9 protein-coding genes are annotated in these 18930 nt (G+C 69.0%); 3 read left to right on the top strand and 6 right to left on the bottom strand.

Annotated elements, in window-relative coordinates; genetic code table 11:
• The first annotated feature begins 64 nt into the window (after positions 1-64).
• A complete protein-coding gene (locus LLH23_12125; GenBank protein MCE5239222.1) occupies positions 65-5107 on the top strand; it encodes a PKD domain-containing protein in 5043 nt (1680 codons plus the stop codon).
• A 179-nt stretch (positions 5108-5286) separates the two neighbouring features.
• Here the strand turns inward: LLH23_12125 and LLH23_12120 are convergent, their stop codons facing one another.
• The 5 genes from LLH23_12120 to LLH23_12100 form a co-directional block, all read right to left on the bottom strand.
• A complete protein-coding gene (locus tag LLH23_12120) occupies positions 5287-6405 on the bottom strand; it encodes a glycoside hydrolase (protein ID MCE5239221.1) in 1119 nt (372 codons plus the stop codon).
• On the bottom strand, positions 6402-7535 hold the full coding sequence (locus tag LLH23_12115; protein ID MCE5239220.1) for a hypothetical protein: 1134 nt from the start codon (positions 7533-7535) through the stop codon (positions 6402-6404). The genes LLH23_12120 and LLH23_12115 overlap by 4 nt, the downstream gene beginning before the upstream one ends.
• Complete coding sequence (locus LLH23_12110) at positions 7532-9106, bottom strand: Ig-like domain-containing protein (GenBank protein ID MCE5239219.1); 1575 nt, start codon at positions 9104-9106, stop codon at positions 7532-7534. The genes LLH23_12115 and LLH23_12110 overlap by 4 nt, the downstream gene beginning before the upstream one ends.
• 117 nt (positions 9107-9223) lie before the next feature.
• A complete protein-coding gene (locus tag LLH23_12105; GenBank protein MCE5239218.1) occupies positions 9224-10588 on the bottom strand; it encodes a PFL family protein in 1365 nt (454 codons plus the stop codon).
• 63 nt (positions 10589-10651) lie between these two features.
• Positions 10652-13054, bottom strand: coding sequence for a DUF4838 domain-containing protein (locus LLH23_12100; protein MCE5239217.1), 2403 nt, complete (start codon positions 13052-13054; stop codon positions 10652-10654).
• A 233-nt stretch (positions 13055-13287) separates the two neighbouring features.
• On the opposite strand from LLH23_12100, the gene LLH23_12095 reads away from it, so the two are divergent.
• Positions 13288-15432 carry a DUF6259 domain-containing protein gene (locus LLH23_12095; GenBank protein MCE5239216.1) on the top strand — a complete coding sequence of 715 codons (2145 nt, stop codon included), beginning with the start codon at positions 13288-13290 and terminating at the stop codon, positions 15430-15432.
• Positions 15433-15677: 245 nt separating this feature from the next.
• Positions 15678-16208, top strand: coding sequence for a hypothetical protein (locus tag LLH23_12090; protein MCE5239215.1), 531 nt, complete (start codon positions 15678-15680; stop codon positions 16206-16208).
• 73 nt (positions 16209-16281) lie between these two features.
• On the opposite strand, the gene LLH23_12085 is transcribed toward LLH23_12090, so the two are convergent.
• Positions 16282-18921 (bottom strand): DUF6259 domain-containing protein, encoded by a 2640-nt coding sequence (locus tag LLH23_12085; GenBank protein MCE5239214.1) that lies wholly within the window; start codon positions 18919-18921, stop codon positions 16282-16284.
• Between the last annotated feature and the right edge of the window lie 9 nt (positions 18922-18930).

Raw genomic sequence — 18930 nt, 5'->3', positions numbered from 1 at the left:
GCGCGCAGGTCCGGGGCGACCGGCGGAGGAAGAGACCCACGCGATACCTGTGGAGGTCGACCCCATGCGAATGCTCTTGCCCGTGCTGCTGCTGGCTCTGTGCCTGTGCGTGCCGCTGTGCGCCCAGAACGCCGACACCGATGGCGACGGCGTGCCCGATGCCATCGAGAAGCAGCTTGCCACCGACCCCAACTTCGCCGAACAGCTCACGCTGGTGGCGACCGACAAGACGAAGGCCGAAGGCGATGGCTGCGGCAAGGACAACTACACGCCCGGGCTTGACGTGGTCGCCGTGTCCGTGGGCAATGTAGCCGGCAACCGCTACCTGTGGCGCGTGGACTTCGCCGACACCTGCGCCTGTGACAAGGGCGGCTTCATCATCTACCTGTACGGCGATGACAGCAAGGCCACCGGGCGGTCGGACATGGGCTGCGAGTACATGCTCGTGTACGGCCAGGGCTCGGCCGGCCTGCGCGCCTTCGCCGCCGACGGCAAGGAGACCCCTGAGCCGCTGCGGGCGGCCATGCTGGGCAAGAGCCTGTACCTGTGCGCCGATGTGAACATCCAGCAGCAGGAGGGCGAGGCCGTGGGCGCCTTCCAGGTGCTGACCGAGACGCGCGACCCGTACAAGGGCATGGACAGCATCGGCCTGACGAAGTTCGCCGTGGCCGGCGACAGCCCCCGCGCCAAGATCATCGGCCCGCAGGACCTGACCGCCAGCCGCAACATGCAGGTGACCTGGGGCTTCCGCCTGCTCGAACGCCTCAAGCAGGACCCCAAGACCACCGTCCTGCACCCGTGGGAGGGGACGCTGAGCGGCTATGAGCTCAACATCCAGACGGAGTATGTGAACCGGCACGTCATGTGCGTGGGCCGCACTCCGCACACCATCACCGTGAAGGCGCCGCGGGCAGGCAAGCTGCACGTGGGCTTCATCACCTACCAGTCCGGCGGGCGCAAGAACATCGTGCTGAGCGTCGGCGGCAAGGAAGCGGGCATGGCGGTCGCGGGCGAGCAGAACAACCGCGAGTGCCTGTTCTTCACCGACAAGCCTCTCGACCTCAAGGCAGGCACGGAGATCGCACTGGAGGCGGTGGCGGGGACGCCGCTCATCGAGGAAGTCCTGCTGCTGCCGCAGCCCCCGTCCGTCACGAAGCTGGCGCGCAAGCTGACGAACCTGGAAGCCCGCCCGGCCCTGACCCCCGACGGGCGCCTGGTGGGCGAAGTGACCTTCATCACGACGTGGCCGACGGTCTGCACCGTGCGCGTGGGGCCGAACGTCCCGGACGGCCCCACGTCGGTCCAGGACCCCGAGCCCTTCGCCAACCACCGCTTCTGGCTCAATGACCTCAAGCCGGGCCAGAAGTACGATGTCACCGTCGAGGCCCAGACCCCCGAGGGCGAGACGGTCAGGCAGCAGGCTGCCTTTGTGGCCGCCATCCAGCCGCCCCCGGGGTCGGTGAAGCAGACCGCTCTGCCCCTGACGATGGCCAACGACTACCCCTTCGAGCTGAAGGCCTGGCCGGTCACGCAGGGGCTGCCCTTCCCACAGGGCGCGCTGGTGTCGGCCGATCACCTCAAGCTACTCGACGCCGCCGGTCGCGAAGTGCCGCTGCAGGCCACGGTGCTGTGCTACTGGCCCGACTACTCCATCAAGTGGGTCCTGCTGGACTTCCAGACCGACCTACAGGCCAAGCAGACAGTGTCGTTCACGCTCCAGTACGGCACGCAGGTCAAGCGCACGCCTATTGCCCGACCACTGCAGATCACCGAGGGGCAGACGGCTCTCACCGTGAACACGGGCAGGCTGCAGGTCGAGCTGCCGCGCGACAAGTCGGCGCTGCTCGGGAAGGTGTGGCTCGACAGCAGCGGCGACGGTCGGTTCAGCGATGACGAGATGATCTCCGACGGCGGCCAGAGCCTCCTCACCGCCGGTGGCAAGACCGGGACGGCCCAGCCGGCGACGCTGAGGATCATGCGCCGCGGCCCGCTGCACAGCATCATCCGCGTGGACGGCAGCCTCAAGGGTGAGAACGCTGCCCTGGGCGATCAGGTGGACCTGCACTTCTATGCCGGCAGGAGCGACGTGGTCGTGCACCACACCTTCACGAACACGAACACGACGAAGGCGTTCTCGGAGCTGAACTCGTTGACGCTGACCCAGGGCCTGGCTCTGGGTGCTGACCCGAAGGGGCAGTTCGGCCCGGACGGGTCGCGGTCGGTGACCGCTCCCACACCGCTTCCCCAGCAGGGCGCGACTCTCTGGCAGGGCTTTGACGACAACTTCCGCGTCACGGGCCTGGGCGCCGACGCCTCCGGCAAGCGCGCCGCCAACTGGGGTGATGTCACCGGCAGCAAGGCCGGGCTGACCGTCGCCGTCCGCTACCTTTGGCAGCTCTACCCCAAGTCCCTGACCCTCAGACCCGACAGCGTGTCCATCGGCCTCATGCCGCCGTTCGCCCCCGGCACCTACAAGATCAGCAAGGAAGGCGAGCTGGAGGACAAGCTCTACTACTACCTCAAGGACGATGTCTACAAGCTCAAGTGCGGCATGAGTAAGCACCACGAATTGCTCTTCGCCTTCCACGGTCCCGGCGAGGCCCCGGCTGCGAACGAGGCCGTGGCCTTCGACGAGCCGCCCCTCCTCAAGGCCGGCAAGAACTGGTACTGCGACTCGAAGGCCTTTGGCGACATCCTGCCCTCCAGCCCCGAACTCGGCGGCCTCTTCCTGACTTACGAGCGCAATGTGGAGAAGGCCGTGACGGGGTACCTGCAGAGCCGCGAGCGGGGTCGTGAGTACGGGATGCTCGACTTCGGCGACTGGTGGGGCGAGCGCGGGCGCAACTGGGGCAACATCGAGTATGACAGCCAGTATGCCTTCTACCTGCAGTTCGTGCGCAGCGGCGATGAGCGCTACTACCGGCTGGCCGAGCAGGCCGCGCGGCACAACCACGATGTGGACATGATCCACGCCGGTGACCCCCACCAGATCGGCAAGGTGTACGCCCACTGCATCGGCCACACCGGCAGCTACTACGACCACAAGATCAACGATCAGGGCAGCCCCGGTGGCGGCTGCTCCGTGTCGCATAGCTGGTGCGAGGGCTACCTGGCCGACCACTTCCTGTCCGGCGACGTGCGCGGCCTGGAATCCGCGGCGCTGCTCACGGACGCGTACGACGGCTACTACACGAACAACTACGACTTCGGCAACAACCGCACCAACGGCTGGCACCTCATCCTGACCATGGGCATGTACCGCGCCACGAGCGATCCGTACTACCTCAACGCCGCGCGCATCATCATGGACCGGACCCGCGAACGTGAGGACCCCGGCGGCGGCTGGATTCGCGAGATGATGCCGGGTCACTGCTACTGCCTGCCGCGCCACCGGGGCGAGGCCGCCTTCATGATGGGCGTCCTGATGTCCGGCCTGCGCGACTTCAACCAGGTCGCCCGCGACCCGGATGTGGACCGGATGATCGCCGGCGCGGCGCACTACCTGATCCGCACCACGTGGGTGCCGGAGCGGAAGGCCATGCGCTACACGAGCTGCCCGGTCAGCAGTGCCGGCGGCGGCCTGTCCGAACTCATCACCGAGGGCATGATGCATGGCTACATGTGTCGCCCGGACAAGGTGCTCGGTGACGTCGTGAAGACCGGGACGGTGCAAGAAGTGCGCAGCGTCAGCGGCTTCGGCAAGAGCTTTACCCAGCAGATCCGCCGCACCCCGGCCATCTTGTACCAGTTCGCCCAGGCCGACATGGACAACTACAACTTCTCCCCCGGCCAGAGCGTGCAGATTGTGCTCCGCCAGTCCGTAGACCGCGGCTTCATGGTGACCCTCAGGCCCCGCGGGCAGGGCGCGCTGGGCGGCACGGCGACCCTCACCAGGGATGGCAAGACTGTTGCCGAGGCCAAGCTCGACCAGCGCCCGGCCGTTGTCCTGGAAGTGCCACCGGGCAGCGGCCTGGGTCTGTACCTGCTGCAGCTGGACCTCGCCGGGCAGGTGCCGTGGGACTTCGACTGCGATCTGGATAGTCAGGTCGTGGACGTGAGCCGCCCCACGCGCTTCGGCCCCGGCCTGCGCCTCCCCTCGTACATGGTGCAGCTCCCTGGCAACGGCAAGACGACGCTTGTGCTGCGGGGCCTGGGCAAGGGCAGCTACAAGGCCGCGCTGCGCGCTCCCGGTGGCAAGGTCTTCCCGGTCAGCTTCGGCGACAAGCCGGTATCTCTGGTGGCCGACCCGGCTGCCGGGGCCAAGGGGCCGTGCGAGCTGAGCCTCACCTCCTGTCCCGGCGCCTTCGAGCTGCAGATCAAGGGCACGCTGCCGTACCTGAGCTACTGGCCCAGCCAGCTCTTCGCCCAGGGCGAGCCGCTGCCGGGCCTGAACATCCAGGGCAACCTCGGCCCCGGCGGCAGCCGTGAGGTCACGCTCGACGCCTCGGCCAGCACCGACGTGGACAACGACATCACCGGCTATGCGTGGGACTTCGGCGACGGTCAGAGGGGCCAGGGGAAGGTCGCGAAGCACACCTACGCCAAAGAGGGGACGTTCACGGTGACGCTGACCGTGTCCGACAAGCTCGGCACCGCGTCCTCGGCCAAGCGCGTGGTCTCGATGCCGCCGGACTGGGTGCTGGCCCTCGACCCGCGCCAGGCGGTCATCGTCGAGGCCGAGAACTTCAGCGGCCAGGGCGCGGGCGCCGTGGAGATCGTGGATCGCGTCGCCAACATCGGACGGATGGTCACGAAGTGGGAGGCCAGCATGGGGCACTGGCTGGAGTGGAGCTTCGATCTCCCCGAGGCCGGCGACTACACCATCGTGCTGCGCTACTGCACTGCCTCCGATCCGTCGAAGCGGGCGCTGACGATCGACGGGCAGCCGCCGACGGCCGGCGGCGTGGAACTCGTACTGCCCAACACGGGCGGCTACTGCACCGACCGCGACAACTGGCAGTTCTTCCGCATCCCGGCCCAGCCCGGCGGGGCGAGCAGCGACCAGCCCGCCCGCTTCCATCTCGCGGCCGGCAAGCACGTGCTGCGCCTGGCCAATGTCACCGGCGGACTGGGGCTGGACCAGATCATCATCAGCCGCGGGAAGTAGCCTGTACGGCGAGAGCCGTCGCAGCAAGGGCGGGGGCTATTCGGGGCAGGCGATCTACAGCGCACGGCTGGCGCCGTACGCGGGGTACCGGATCGTGGAGGCCGGATCGCGCCTGGCGCACGCGCTGTGGCGCAAGCGAGGCGGGTCTCTGGAAACCTCGCTCACTGCTTGCCGTCCGGTCAGCCCCTCAGCCTCACCCACTCGATGTCCGTCTCATCTGCTGCCGAACCGCTGTAGTAGACGACCAGCACGTCGCCATCGGGCAGAGCGGCCGTAGCGGGCAGGCCCAGGCTGAAGCCGTACATCTCCTCCCACGCCTCCTGCATCGTCGTCCGGTCGGCGCTCTGGCGGTCCAGGCGCGGCTCGCAGATGATGGTCTCTGTGTCCGGCGGCCAGGTGCGCCCGCCGTCCCTGCTCGTGCGTGCCTTGATGGTTGGCGCGCCCCTGCGGTCCACATACGCCATCAGCAGCCGCCCGTCCGGCAACGACACGGGCTGTGCTGGCTGGCCCGGGACACCGGTGTCCCACAGCTCTCCCCACGTGCGTCCGTGGTCGCGCGACTGGCACGCATGGATGTTCAGATACGCGCCGGCGCACCGGTCGTAGGTCCAGAAGAGGTCAAGCAGCGTCCCGTCTGCCAGCACGCCCGGGCGCTGGTCCCAGTAGAAGACGCGGCGGTCAGGATCATCCGTCACCCGTAGGTGCTCCGGCCATGTCCGTCCACGGTCTGAGGAGAACATGAGCACCGACGAGTGGCGCCACGGCGCGCGGTCGAGGTACGGCTTGTTGAGCTCGCACTGCAGTGCCCAGCGCCCGTCGGCGAGGACAAGCACCGGCCCCGTAGGCGGGGTCGGCATGTCATAGGGCGCCGTGTCAATCAGTTCCAGTTCAGACCATGTCGCACCGCGGTCGGGCGACCGCGCCAGCCACAGCCGCGAGCCCAGCAGCCCCTCCGTCTCCTCATTGAAGAACGGTCGCTCGGGGTCGGAGTAGTCCACCCAGTACACGAGCGCAACGACGCCGTCGCCACCGGTAGCGGTACAGCAGAGAGCGCGGAACAGGCCAGGACACCCGCGAATGTCCGGCGGCGCAAAGGGCGCCGCGGGCTCGGTCCAGGTGCGGCCCTCGTCGTCCGACCGACACAGCATCGCCTGCTGTCCAGCCATGCCCGCCTTGGTGGGCGCTGCGCGAAAGCCGCACAGCCAACGTCCGCCGGGCAGCACGCAGATGCTCGGGAAGGCCAGGCTCGGCCTCTCCGCACTCGAGCGTGCGACGATGCCCCTGTCCGCGATGGTCATGCTTCGCTCCCATAGCGGCCGTGCTCAGCCACCAGCTCAGCCAGGAGCTTGATGCGGTCCTCGTCCGCGCCAGGGGGCACCTGGTCGCCGGCGGCGGCGATCAGGCGCGGGCTCACCTGGCGCAGCGCCAGCCACTCCCTAGCCGCTCGCGCGAACTCACTGATCGGCATCTGCGGCAGCCACAGCAACGGGGCAATGCCCCCCGACAGGATGAAGCCCGGCCCGGCCTCGGCGCGGCACTGCTCCGGCGTCAGATCGCCCGTGGGCGTTGGTGTCACCGCGTCGGCGGCGTCCGCTCCCGTGTACGCCAGCATACGCAGGCCTCCGTGCAGCCGGCCGTCGAGGTGCAGGGCCACGTACTTGCCGGCCGCATGCAGTCGCCGCACGGCCTCCACGTAGTACGCGCGCGACCACTCATGGAAGAAGCCGGGGGGCTGGATGTCGGTCGAGAAGTTGTCGCCCATCAGGATGATCTCGGCTGGCGACCGGGCCGCCAGGTCCACCAGCCGCAGGTTGGCCTCATTGATCTCGCGCACCACGCCGCGCATCAGGTCCGGCCAGTCGTGGATGGCGTAGTGGGTGCCCTCGACCCCCATCCACAGGTTCATCAGAACGCCGATGGCGCTGTAACCGAGAGACAGGTAGACGACTCCGGTGTCACCCACAGCCTCGCGCCAGGCCTCGTAGCGATCCCAGTGAGGATGGAAGGTCCGGCCGGCCAGGGCCTGCGCCAACACGCGCAGGTCCTGCGGCGTGCGCACGCCCCAGTCGCCGATGCGCCACGAGTAGGTGCGGTCGTCCCAGTACCGCGTCCGGGCGATGCGACCGAGGGGCGTCTGAAGGCTCCAGGTCAGCGCCGCGGCGCCGGACTCAAGGTGGCGTGTCGTCTCGGCGACGACTCCGTCGGGGTACTCGGTACCGTAGAAGGGGCAGAGGCTGGGGAGGTAGTAGCCCACATCGCAGTCGCGATGGACCGCGATGAGGTCGGTCTCGGGCTCCAGGGGCGGGGCCGCCAGGTCCCACGGCAGGCGCTGCCGGTGCAGCCACCAGTGGGACAGATCCAGCATCACCGGCACGACATCGGGGGTGTCGCCGCGGTAGACGGACAGGATGCGCTCGCGGAGGGTCACAGCGCCCCCGATCCCACCCACAGCCGGTAGACGTTGCTGCTGCTGTCCACGCTCCCGGTTGCGCCGCCAACCACGTACAGGTAGTCGTCCACCATCGCCTGGCCGCCGGAGTTCCACGGGATCAGCGGCTCGGGCACCGGCGGGGCTGGCTGCCACAGGCTGCCGTTGAAGGCCTCCACAGCCGTCGTCCCCATCGCGACCGACGAGATGCTCCCCCCCATGGCGAGCAGGTGCGTAGCGCTCAGCCCCAGGGAGAGCGCCGTGCGCGCCGTGGTCAGGGGCGTCGCGGTGTCCCAGGTGTCACTGGTCGCGTTGTGGCGGTACACGGCGTTGGTGGGGGTGGCGTACGGCCCGAGGCCGCACACGTACAGGCTGCCGCCGAAGACAGCCGCCGAGCCCATGGAGCCCGCCACGGGGAAGCTGTTCATCGTCACCCACGCATTGGTGGCCGGGTCATAGATCTGGACGACCGAGCTCGCGCCGTTCACAGCGTCCACCCCGCCGATGAGCCACAGCCGGCCGCCGAAGGCCGTCGCCGCCGGCCCGTACACGCCCGTCGGCATGGGCTTCTTCGCCGTGACGCCAAGTGTGCCCGGGTCAATCTCGTAGGTGGTGCTGACACCCTCACCGTACGTCTCGGCGAGGTAGATCTTGCCGCCGATGACGCCCAGCGCCGGGGCGAAGCGCTCCACCGGCAAGTCGGGCGCTGCCTGCCACGTCCGCGTGCCCGGCGTATAGACATACCACTGCTTGGTCGGGGTGTTCAGGGCGATGGGGCCGAAGCAGTAGATCTTGCCGTTGTAGACGACGGTGCGGTAGGCGCCCGCGCTGGGTGTGCTGTCCCACAGCTCCCAGCCGCGCACGCGCACGTCCAGGCTGCCGCTCACGCCACTGACGGTGGCCGTGATCGTGGCCTGGCCGGGGAATCTGGCCGTCACCCTCCCGGTGGTGTCCACCGTGGCGATCTTGTCGGCACTGCTGGTCCAGGTGAAGCCCGTCACGAGCAGGATGTTGCCCTCGCTGTCATACGCCGTGGCGGTGAGGTTCAGGCTGTCATCCACGTTCAGGATGGTGCTGGCCCCACCGGCGGACACGACGACCCTCGCGGGTGTGGTGCCCAGCGTCACTCTCACCTGTGTCGTCGCGTTGGCCGCCACCGTCGTGTCCGTCACGGCCCAGGCGAGCATGTTGCCGGACGCCTGCACGTTGCCCAGCGCATCCTCAGTGTAGCTGTCATACGCCCCGACGTGCACATGCACAGGGCCCACATGGATATCGGTCACCGTGACGTCTGAGGTGGTGGCTTCCGCCGGGCGCTTCACGGCCACAATCCGCTTCCAGAGGCCCTGGGTCAGTGTGATCTGGACGCACTGCGTCGCGGTCGGGATGGCCGCGGGGGTGACGCTCGACGTAGTGGGAACGGCCGGCCAGATGATGCGCATGGTCAGCGCGCCGGTCCCCCCGACGGCGGGCGAGTCGCCGCCGCCACACCCCGCCAGCAGACACGCGACCATCAGAGTCGCGGCGGCGATGGGGCCGACCAGCATCACCCGCATCGTGTCTCGGCGCATGAGAGTGCCTCCCCTGGGAGCCGGCTGGTGTGTATTCGCCAGTATGCTATGGGCTTGTTCCACGCCCCGCCGCGATCTCCTCCCCCGTCGCGGGGCGCCGTTGGAGCGCGGCTCTGGCTAGTTCCTCAGCCCCTGCAGCGGCGCGGGAATGCGACCGCCGCGCCCGATGAAGCGGCTGCTGTCGAGCGCGCTGACGGCCATGATCGGCGCCCGGCCCAGCAGCCCGCCGAACTCGATGGTGTCGCCGACCTGCTTGCCCGGCGCCGGGATGATCCGCACGGCGGTCGTTTTGTTGTTCACGACGCCGATGGCGGCCTCGTCGGCGATCAGGGCGGCGATGGTCGTCGCGGGCGTGTCGCCGGGGACGGCGATCATATCCAGCCCCACCGAGCACACCGCCGTCATCGCCTCCAGCTTCTCGATGGACAGCACTCCTGCCTCAGCCGCCTCGATCATGCCGAGGTCCTCGCTGACGGGGATGAAGGCCCCGCTGAGGCCCCCCGCGTACGAGGTCGCCATCAGCCCGCCCTTCTTCACTGCGTCGTTGAGCAGGGCTAGGGCCGCCGTGCTGCCCGCCGCGCCGCACTGTTGCAGGCCCATCTCCTCGAGGATGTGCGCCACGCTGTCACCGACGGCCGACGTGGGGGCCAGCGACAGGTCTACGATGCCGAAAGGCACACCGAGGCGGCGCGAAGCCTCCTGGGCGACGAGTTGCCCCATGCGCGTGATCTTGAAGGCCGTCTTCTTCACCGTCTCGGCCACGACGCCGAGGTCGCCCTCCGGCACTTTCTCCAGCGCGCGCTTCACCACGCCGGGGCCGCTCACGCCCACGTTGATGCAGCACTCCGGCTCGCCCACCCCGTGAAATGCCCCGGCCATGAAGGGGTTGTCCTCCGTGGCGTTGGCGAAGACCACAAGCTTGGCGCAGCCCAGGCCGTTCTGGTCGGCGGTCAGGCCTGCGGTCGCGACGATCACCTCGCCCATCTGGCGCACGGCATCCATGTTGATCCCCGCGCGCGTGGTCGCGACATTGACCGATGAGCAGACGATCTGTGTGCTCGCCAGGGCCTGGGGCAGCGCCTGGATGAGGGCCTCATCGCCCCGCGTGTAGCCCTTGTGCACCAGCGCCGAGAAGCCGCCGATGAAGTTGACTCCGACCCGCTGGGCCGCCTCGTCGAGGGTCTGCGCGAGAGCCAGGAAGTCCTCCGGTGAGTGCCCGTCGGCCACCAGCGCCAGGGGCGTCACCGACAGGCGCTTGTTGATGATGGGGATGCCGAACTCGGCAGCGATCTCTTCGGCCACGGGAACCAGGCGCTCGGACAGACGCACGATCTTGTCGCCGACCATCTCCCGCACGCGCGCCAGGTCACGGTCGGTGCAGTCGCGCAGCGAGATGCCCATCGTGATGGTGCGGATGTCGAGGTTCTCTTCCTCGATCATCTGCAGCGTTTCCATGATCTCGTCAGTGTTGAGTAGGGGCATGGTCGGCAGCCAGGTCGTGGCGCAGTGCACTGCGCCGGTCGTTGGGCGCGATGAATCGCGCCGTTACTTCGCCAGACGGATCTCGCCCATCCGCATCGGCTCGCGGAAGCCGCCGTAGGTCGGCGACCAGGCGATGGACCGCACCATGCGGGTGGCGCGGATGGCGTTGAAGTACAGCCTGTCGCCGGGCTTGGCGCCGCCATACACGAGCTGGCGGAGCGGCAGCGCCATGCGCACGCGCCAGCGGTCCTTAGCCGACACATCCGAGCGCAGCATCACGCCGCTCTGCCAGTCCTTGCTCGGCTCATCGTAGGCGAGGTCGAAGTGCACCCCGGCGGCGTTCAGGCCCATCTGCCGGTAGCGCGGGCCCCGCTTGCCGGCGAAGAAAACCTCCCACTCGTCCTCGTTCCACACGGTGATCGAGTCGCCCAGCACGAGCTTGGACGGGTCAATGCCCGCCTCCTCCAGCTCCACGTACAGGAACTGGCCGTCGTGCGCCAGGCGCGCCTGCACCTGCCGGGCGCTGGGCTCGCCACGCAGACTGCTCCACTGGCCCAGCACCGCCGCGGCGTTCCAGTCCACCCGGTCCGCGTTACCGCCCGCGTCCGCGACGCGGGGGATGTCGGCGCTCGGCGGCGTTGAGCCGTGCAGGGCCTGCATCTGCACGAAGCTCTTGCGCCCCGCGGCCATCCAGCGGACGATGCCGCGGTCGAACAGGGCCACGCGCTGCTGGGTGAGTTCATCCCCGCCGCGCGCCAGCCGCCGCGCCTGTGAGATCAAGTCCCGGTACTCCCGCAGCCGGGCCTCGGTGCCCAGGTACGTCCAGGCCTGCAGTTCGGTCTGGGCGCGGCTGGCGCCGGGGTGGTTGGCGGGGTCGGCGTACGTCGCCTCCATGCTCTCGTACAGCTTCCGCATCGGCGCTGCCGCCGGGCCGTAGTAGCTGGTGAAGAACTCGTTGATGATCCGGTTGCCGTCCAGCGTCGGGTCGAAGGCCAGATGATACGTGAGGTAGGTCTCCAGCTGATCCATGAGCGGACTGCGCTGGCTGTGGGCCAGGTAGGCGGGCTCGATGAAGAACCCGCGCACCCCGCTGCGGTGGAACTGCGCGAACTGGCCGACGATGCTGTGGGCGAAGAAACCCGGATAGGGCCGCCAGCCCTGCGCAGCGGCCCACAGGCTCGGGTAGCAGTAGTAGAGCCACACGAACTTCGGGCGCTCCACCGACTCGCGTGTCCAGGCGTCCAGGATGCGCCGATCGTTGGCCATGGACTCGCGGCTGTAGGTCAGCCGGATCGGCAGGCACAGCATGATGCTCACGTTCCTCTCCAGCGGCTCGCGCGTGGGCGGATAGACATAGCGGCTATACGCCAGGGCCGCCAGCCACTTGTCCGGGTCGGTCTTGCCCACTTCGCGCGCCACCCGGTTGATGAACCCGAAGATGTAGTTGCTGGCCGTGTCGTTGGAGGTGTCCGGGTAGCCCCGCGTGGGCTGCTCCAGGATCTGGGCCTGGCAGCGCTCGCAGCGGCACCAGGTGGCGTTGTCCATGGGCACCAGGGCGAAGAAGTCGCCGGCCGCGACGGCCTGGCGTTCCACCTTGCCGGTGCTGAAGTACTGCCGGGCATCGGCGACGACCTGGTTGGTGAAGCCCGGGCTCGTGAAGCACATCTGCGGGGGCTCGCCCGTGTGGCCCTGTGCGAACCAGTCCGGGTGCTCCTTGAGGAAGCGGCTATAGAAACCGTAGAACGAGTGGTTGGCGTTATAGCGCGCGCCGCCCTGGCGCATCCGCCGCATGAAGAGACGTGACGAGCGCTGGTCGAGCGAGGGGTAGCCGCCCTCGTGGTCCACGGTATCGCCGATCAGGTCCGCGGGCAGGGCCTCGCCCCGGTAGACATAGCGGTAGATCATCGCCGGCTTGCGCCGCACGTCCTGCCCCTCGGCCGTCAGGGACTGGCGCGGCGGGATCACTTCGCCCAGTTCGGTCGGCAGGTACCAGCGCACGCCACAGTAGCGCTCCAGGAAGTCATAGACCGCGTACACGGTGCCCTGCTCGTCGAAGTCACCCGGGAAGGTGGCCGCCTTCTGGTAGTCCATTGCGCCGCGGTCGTCGCCATCGCGCCCCATGAGCACCAGCGCCTGCGGGCGGAAGCCGACCAGGTATTCCTGGGGCCCGAAGTCGCTGCTCTTGAGATTCAGGGCCCGTGTGGCCGCGCTCTCGCCGACCAGGATCGCCGGCTGCGGGGCCGGGTCGGTGTCCTTCGCCAGCGGCACCGTGGCCCCGGTCATCTTGCGTAGGTGATATTGCAGTTCGGCGGCGGCGAACTGCGCCGCGCGCGTGGGCTGAGCGGCCAGCACGATGCCTGCCGTCGCCTTCCCGTTGTCAACCAGCGTCAACCGCTCCCCGTAAGCCGCCCCCACGCCGACACATGCCGACCACACAGCAACAAGCGCCACCCATGATGCCCGCAAGACCATCGCCTCCCATGGACCTCAACACCGCAGACTGGTTCCGACGGGGAGGCCACTTCCCTGCCGCAGGCGCGTTGACCTCTGCCTCTCAGTGCGGGGACAGGCCGCGCCGCGCAGGTCCGGCGCGACCGGGCGGCGAACTGCCGTCCGGCCCGGTCAGGTGATCCTGGCCGGGCGGCGGCGCGTCTGCGCAGACGCCGTCCGTCATCAGCGAAGTGCGAGTAGGAGACACCATGCAGAGCGGGACGACGTCGGTCAACGGGCTGGGCGAGGCGGGAGAGATGCGGTTGCAGGACACCTCGGGTCTGAGTGTGCGGTTCTCCGCGCAGGGGCAGCTTCTGTCCCTGGAGCGCGAGGGCTGCGCCTGGAGCTTCGTGGCCCCGTGCCATGGTTGGGCGCTGCGCACCGCGTGGGACGACGCGAACCCCGGGATGCTGCGCCCCGGCCCCGCCGCTCGCGTGACCCAACCCGATGCGACCCACCTGGTCGTGGAGCTGGACCGGCTGCAGTATGACGACGGCCGCGAGGTCGAGGCCGCGGTGGAGTTGGTGTGGGAGGTCGCCGACGGCCTGCTCCTGGGTCGGCTCGCGCGTCTGGAGCTGCCCGAGGGGCTCAAGCCCGTTGCGCTGGCTTGCCCCGATGTGCGCGTGCCCTACGGCGACGGCGCTCAGTGGCTCGTGCCACACGACCTGGGCATGGTCGTGGATGCCCCCCTCGCGCAGGCCGTGGACGCCCCCGACATGAGCGCCCACAGTCGCATGCGGGCGCACATGCAGTTCACCGCCTGGCTCGCGGGCGGCATCGGCCTGCACTTGGCCGGCCGCGACACCGAGGGCTGGATGAAGTCCCTGCTGCTCCGCGTGGGGCAGGGGACTGCCGAGGTGTGCCTGGAGCACCTGCTGCCCCAGCCGGTGTCCGGGCGTCCCGAGTTCCCCCGCTACGCCGTATCGCTCGCGCCGTTCGTGGGTGGCTGGTACGAGGCCGCGCAGGTGTACCGCCCGTGGGCCCTGCAGCAGTACTGGGCCGCGCGCGGTCCGGAGCAGCGGCGCGACACCTACGTGGCCGAGGTCGCCTGCTGGCTCTGGCTGCGGGGGCGCATCAGCAACGTCTGCCCGCCCGCCAAGGAGGTCGCCCGGCGGCTGGGCCTGCCCGTGGCCCTGGACTGGTACTGGTGGCACAAGAACCCGTATGACACGAGCTATCCCGACTACTTCCCACCCCGTGAGGGGGCCGAAGCCTTCAGCGCCGCCGTCGCCGATCTGCAGCAGCACGGAGTGAGCACGCAGGTCTACACCAACGGCATGTCCTGGGACCGTGAGGAGCCGCGCTGGGAGACCGACGGCCGCGCCTGCACCACGGTTCTGCGCGACGGCGAGTACTGGGGGCATGTCTACAACACGTGGGCGAACCGCCGCCTCATGCACACCTGCGGCGCGGCCGACGGCTGGCACCGCCAGGCGCTCATTACCGCCGACGGCGTGGCCGCCCTGGGCCTGGACGGGCTGTACATGGACCAAATCGCCATTGTCGGCGGCACGACGCCGTGCTTCAGTACCGAGCACGGGCACGTGCCCGGCGGCGGCTCCTATGGCGTCCAGGGCTTCCGCGACCTGTTCCGCAAGGTGCGGGCGCGCCACCCGAACCTGGTGCTCAGCAGCGAGAGCGTCGCCGAGGTATACCAGGACCTCCTCGACTGCTGCATCACGCTGCACACCAGTTGGGAAGCCTCGTGCGGGGCGGCCGGCTGCCAACACGCCAACCTCGTCCCGCTCTTCCCGGCGGTCTACCACGGCCGCGCCGTCGTGTTCGGCAACTACGCCCACATTGACGGCATCACGCCCTATGACGAGCTGTGGCCGCAGGACGCGCGCCCCGATCCGAGCGAGGAGCGCGACTGGCACGCCCTGTGCCCCGACCAGTTCGCCCTGGACATGGCCCGCACCGTCGCCTGCGGCTGCCAGCCCCTCGCCACCAATCTGACGGCCCAGCACCTCAGCAGCCCTGACCTGGCCGCCGATGTCGCCTTCTTCCTCGACCTCGCCCGCTTCTTCCACGCCCACCGCGAGTGGCTGCTCTGGGGCGACATGCTCGCCCCCGGCACGGTAGACTGTGAGACCGTCGAAGTCACCTGCATCCAGCGCAGCATCTTCACGCCGCCCTCCACCATCGAGCCCTTCACGGTGCAGCGCCCGGCCGTCCTGCACAGCGCCTGGCGCAGTCCTGACGGAGCCGCCGGCCTGTTCCTGTTCAACTACACGCGGACCGAGCAGACCGTCACCATCACACGCTCGGACGGCCTGGTCCCCGACGGCGAACCCTCCACTCTGACCTTGCCTCCCCGCTCCATGCGCTGCGTGCCCCTGGTGAGCAGCCCCTGACCTGGCATCCTTGCGGCACAGTAGGGCAGGCGGCCTCGCCTGCCCGGTCCGCGGTGCGCGGGCGAGGCCGCCCGCGCTACTGTGCAGCACTGCCCGCCCCACTGTGAGTCGCCGCCCGCACACTCTTGACCAGAGCGTGAGGTCAGTTCGTTGCGCGAAGATATACCATATGCGAGACTCGCTGGGCCGTGTAGGAAGGGTAGCCACGCCGTGGGGCCCTTCCAGCAAAGAGGAGGCATCAGGCAATGTCTCTCAAGCGATGTGTTACCGGGGTCGCGGTGGTTGCTGTGGTTGTGGCTCTGGGGCTGGTGGTTCAGGCAGTGGCAGCTCCGCCGTACACCCCCATCCCATTCAAGCTGCCGGACCTGGTGGTGAAGGAGGTGAAGATCGAGCGCACGGGCGGCGGAGAGTTCCCGGCCCACGACTTCACGATCATCATCAAGAACAAGGGCATCGGCAACGCCGGGGGCACGACACTGGGGGTGCTGAGCGTCACTGACGTTACCGGAGGCGTCATGGGCGCTGGCGTGTTCGCTTCGGTGGGGGTCCCGGAGATCCCTGCAGGGGCGCAGGCGACGGTCAAGTTCCAGCGGCAGATGCCCATAGACAAGGCCTACTGGGTGTTCGTGGCCGACGCGCCGGTGGCAGGGAAGCCCCTGGGCCGACTCCTTGAGGCCGGCGGAACCACGAAGGGCAAGTGCAACAACAGCTTCGTGGTCGCCTACAGCTCGGCCTACGGCAACCCGCAGGTCTTCACGAACGCGGCGGCCCTGTAGCGCCAGCCGCCGCTCGGCGGGCCCCACCGCAGCCTCCGGCTGCGGGCGGTGGTGTGCGGCCCGGTAGCGCGCCTCACCGCACCAGGCGCACCTCCCACGGTTCCAGCGCCACCTCCCTGAGCTTCGCCCGCCATGTCAGCTTCCCTGTCTGCGGCTGATCGCTGACATTGACCACCACCACGGCCTCACTGCCGTCCGGTGCGCGGTAGGCGTTATGCAGGATCGCCGGCCACGTGTGCCCCTGCGTCTGGATGCTGCCGACCTCCAGGCGCGGCGGATGCAGCATCATCCCCAGCAGCAGATACGGTCGCCCCGCGCCGTGGTACAGGTCGGCCCACTGCTTCATCAGGTCGTGGTCGGCCGGCGTGTCCGGCCATGTCACCGGGCGAGCCGTGCCGTCGGGCAGTACTTCCTCCAGCAGCATGTCGTCCACCCACACCTGCGCCGGGCCCTGCACGTGGATCATGATCCGCAGGAAGTCCGAACCCTCCGGGACGGCGAACTCGGCCTGTCCCCGTGTCCAGTCGCCAGCCTGCGCCGGGAACGCAATGGCGCCGCCCCCGCCGGTGCCCTTGAGGTCTGTAGTCAGCGTGGTGAAGCCGATCTGGTTGGGCTTGGCCAGGTGGCCGGTCTTGACCCAGGCGCTCAGGCGGTAGCGCTTGCCCACGATGAGTGGGGCGCCGACTGACAGGTTCTGCGAGACCTGCACGACCTCGCTCTCCTGCTGGTTCTCCAGCCGCAGACTCGCGACCCCGCCGTGCTTGACCTGATCATCACGGTGGCAGCGTCCGTCAAAGGTCTTGCCCTGCCAGCCGGCGACTTTGTCCCAGCCCTCGGGCACCTCGCCGGTCCAGCTCTCGAACGCTCCATTGCGCGGCGCGCTGCCGAGGTCGAACCCCGACGAGGGGACGAAGTGGGGCACCTGGCCGTTGACGAGGCAGTATGCGGCCATGACCTTGTTCCCCTCGCGGGGGTTGCTCTGGAAGGTCGGCACGTACTCGTGGTAGAGATAGTTGAAGACCGAGGCTAGCTCGACGGGCGGCCTGGCGGACCGGAACACCTCCCAGTCGCGGTAGTCTTGCAGGCCGATCTCCTGCAGGAACACTTCGTTGGGCTCCTCGAAGCACACCACCGAGTCCCGCTCGATCTTCCGCATGGCGGCAAGCATCGTCTGCAGCTGACGGTGGAAGACCTCGGTCTGCCACAGGCCCGGGCCGGGCGGGTGCGGGTGCCGGGTGGTGTAGCAGGCCGGGAAGCTCCCGCCGACTACCTGGTCCACCTGCACGATCTCCACGCCTCGCCGCGCGCACTCGACCGCAGTGTGGTTGAACCAGTCGAGCGTCCACGGGTCCCCGGGGCACATGCAGGACGTCTCCCCCCCCACCAACCACGAACGGGCCGCCTGGTAGGCCTTCCCCTCCGGGGTCACCACTGCGTGGGGCTGGGCCACCTGCGCGAATCGCGCTCGGTCATCCCACTCGAAGGTACCGTCGTCCCGCTTGCGGTAGGTGAGCGTGTAGTGGTAGCCGCTGGGCCAGAAGAAGGCGTGGCCGTTGCGTGCGCGGGCAAGCTTCTGGAGCCGGGCAAACTGCTCGTCGGACGGGTACACCGGGAAGTAGTCGGGAGTGACCCAGGTCTGGACCTTCTCCCAGCCCCAGTACGCGGTGATGAGCGGGCGGCGATCCGCGAAGTACCGCCCCCAGTACCGCGCCAGCCACTTCTCGATGCGCTCCGGGGCGGCCAGCCAGCCCCGGTTGAACCGCACCATCGCCGGGCCGGCCTTCATCCAGGCGGGGATCCCTTTGCGCTCGGCGTACGTCCGCGCGCACCAGGGCTGCCGGACCGCCCACTGCTTGTACAGGTCGGCGGCATCGCGCCAGTCGGTGGGCCGCGACGCGTCGGGGCTGCGGAAGACCGTCTGCACCACGTCATAGTCCAGCGCCCAGGTCGCCGGGGTGAAGCAAGCGCGTGTCCAACTGACCTCCAGCCCCTCCGGACCGCGCCGCACGCCGACCGTCTTGGGGGTGCCGAGGCTGTCGTGGCAGGCGGTGAGAAAGCCGCCGGCGTCGTCGTAGACCGTGGCGAACTGGGCCGCGAGGCTGCCGGGCATCCCGCGCCACAGGCCGGTTCCCTGCGCCCACTGGGAGGGCTGCGGGTAGACGCCGCCCTTTGTCGCGCCGAGCACAACAGCTTCCCCTGGCGTGCCCGCCGCCAACGGCGCCCGCAGCACCACCAGCGGGAAGTCCACCCGCGTCAGCGTCAGCTTCTCCGGCAGGCGCAGTGACAGCCGCCAGCGCACGTACGGGTCCCCGGTGGCCACCGCCGCGGTGCATGTGGCCTCAATCCCTCGTCCGCCGAGATTGCCAAAGCGCAGCGTCGCCAGACCGCGAGCGCCCTCCGAGCGCACTTCAACCGCGCAAGTCGCGGCCTCACGGCTGGACACCGGGATCTGCTTGCGGGTGGCGTCGGCGTCGTCGGTGAGGGTCAGGGCAAAGAGTTGCGGCGCGGCTTGAGCGGCCACCATCTCGCGCCCCGAGGCCGCATCCACCAGCGACACGATGGCCCCCTTCTCGGCCTTGCTCAGCGCCATGGTCAGACACTCACTGCGCAGCACGACACGGTCGGCCTGCTCCTCGACGCGTGGCGCCTGCGCCCAGACTGCGGCACAGGTCAACACGGGCGTCAGAACCCAGAGATACCAGCGGGTGCGCACTGTTCCACC

This window comes from bacterium (assembly GCA_021372615.1).
Lineage (GTDB): Bacteria > Armatimonadota > Zipacnadia > Zipacnadales > UBA11051 > JAJFUB01.
This window is presented reverse-complemented; position numbering and strand designations above follow the sequence as displayed.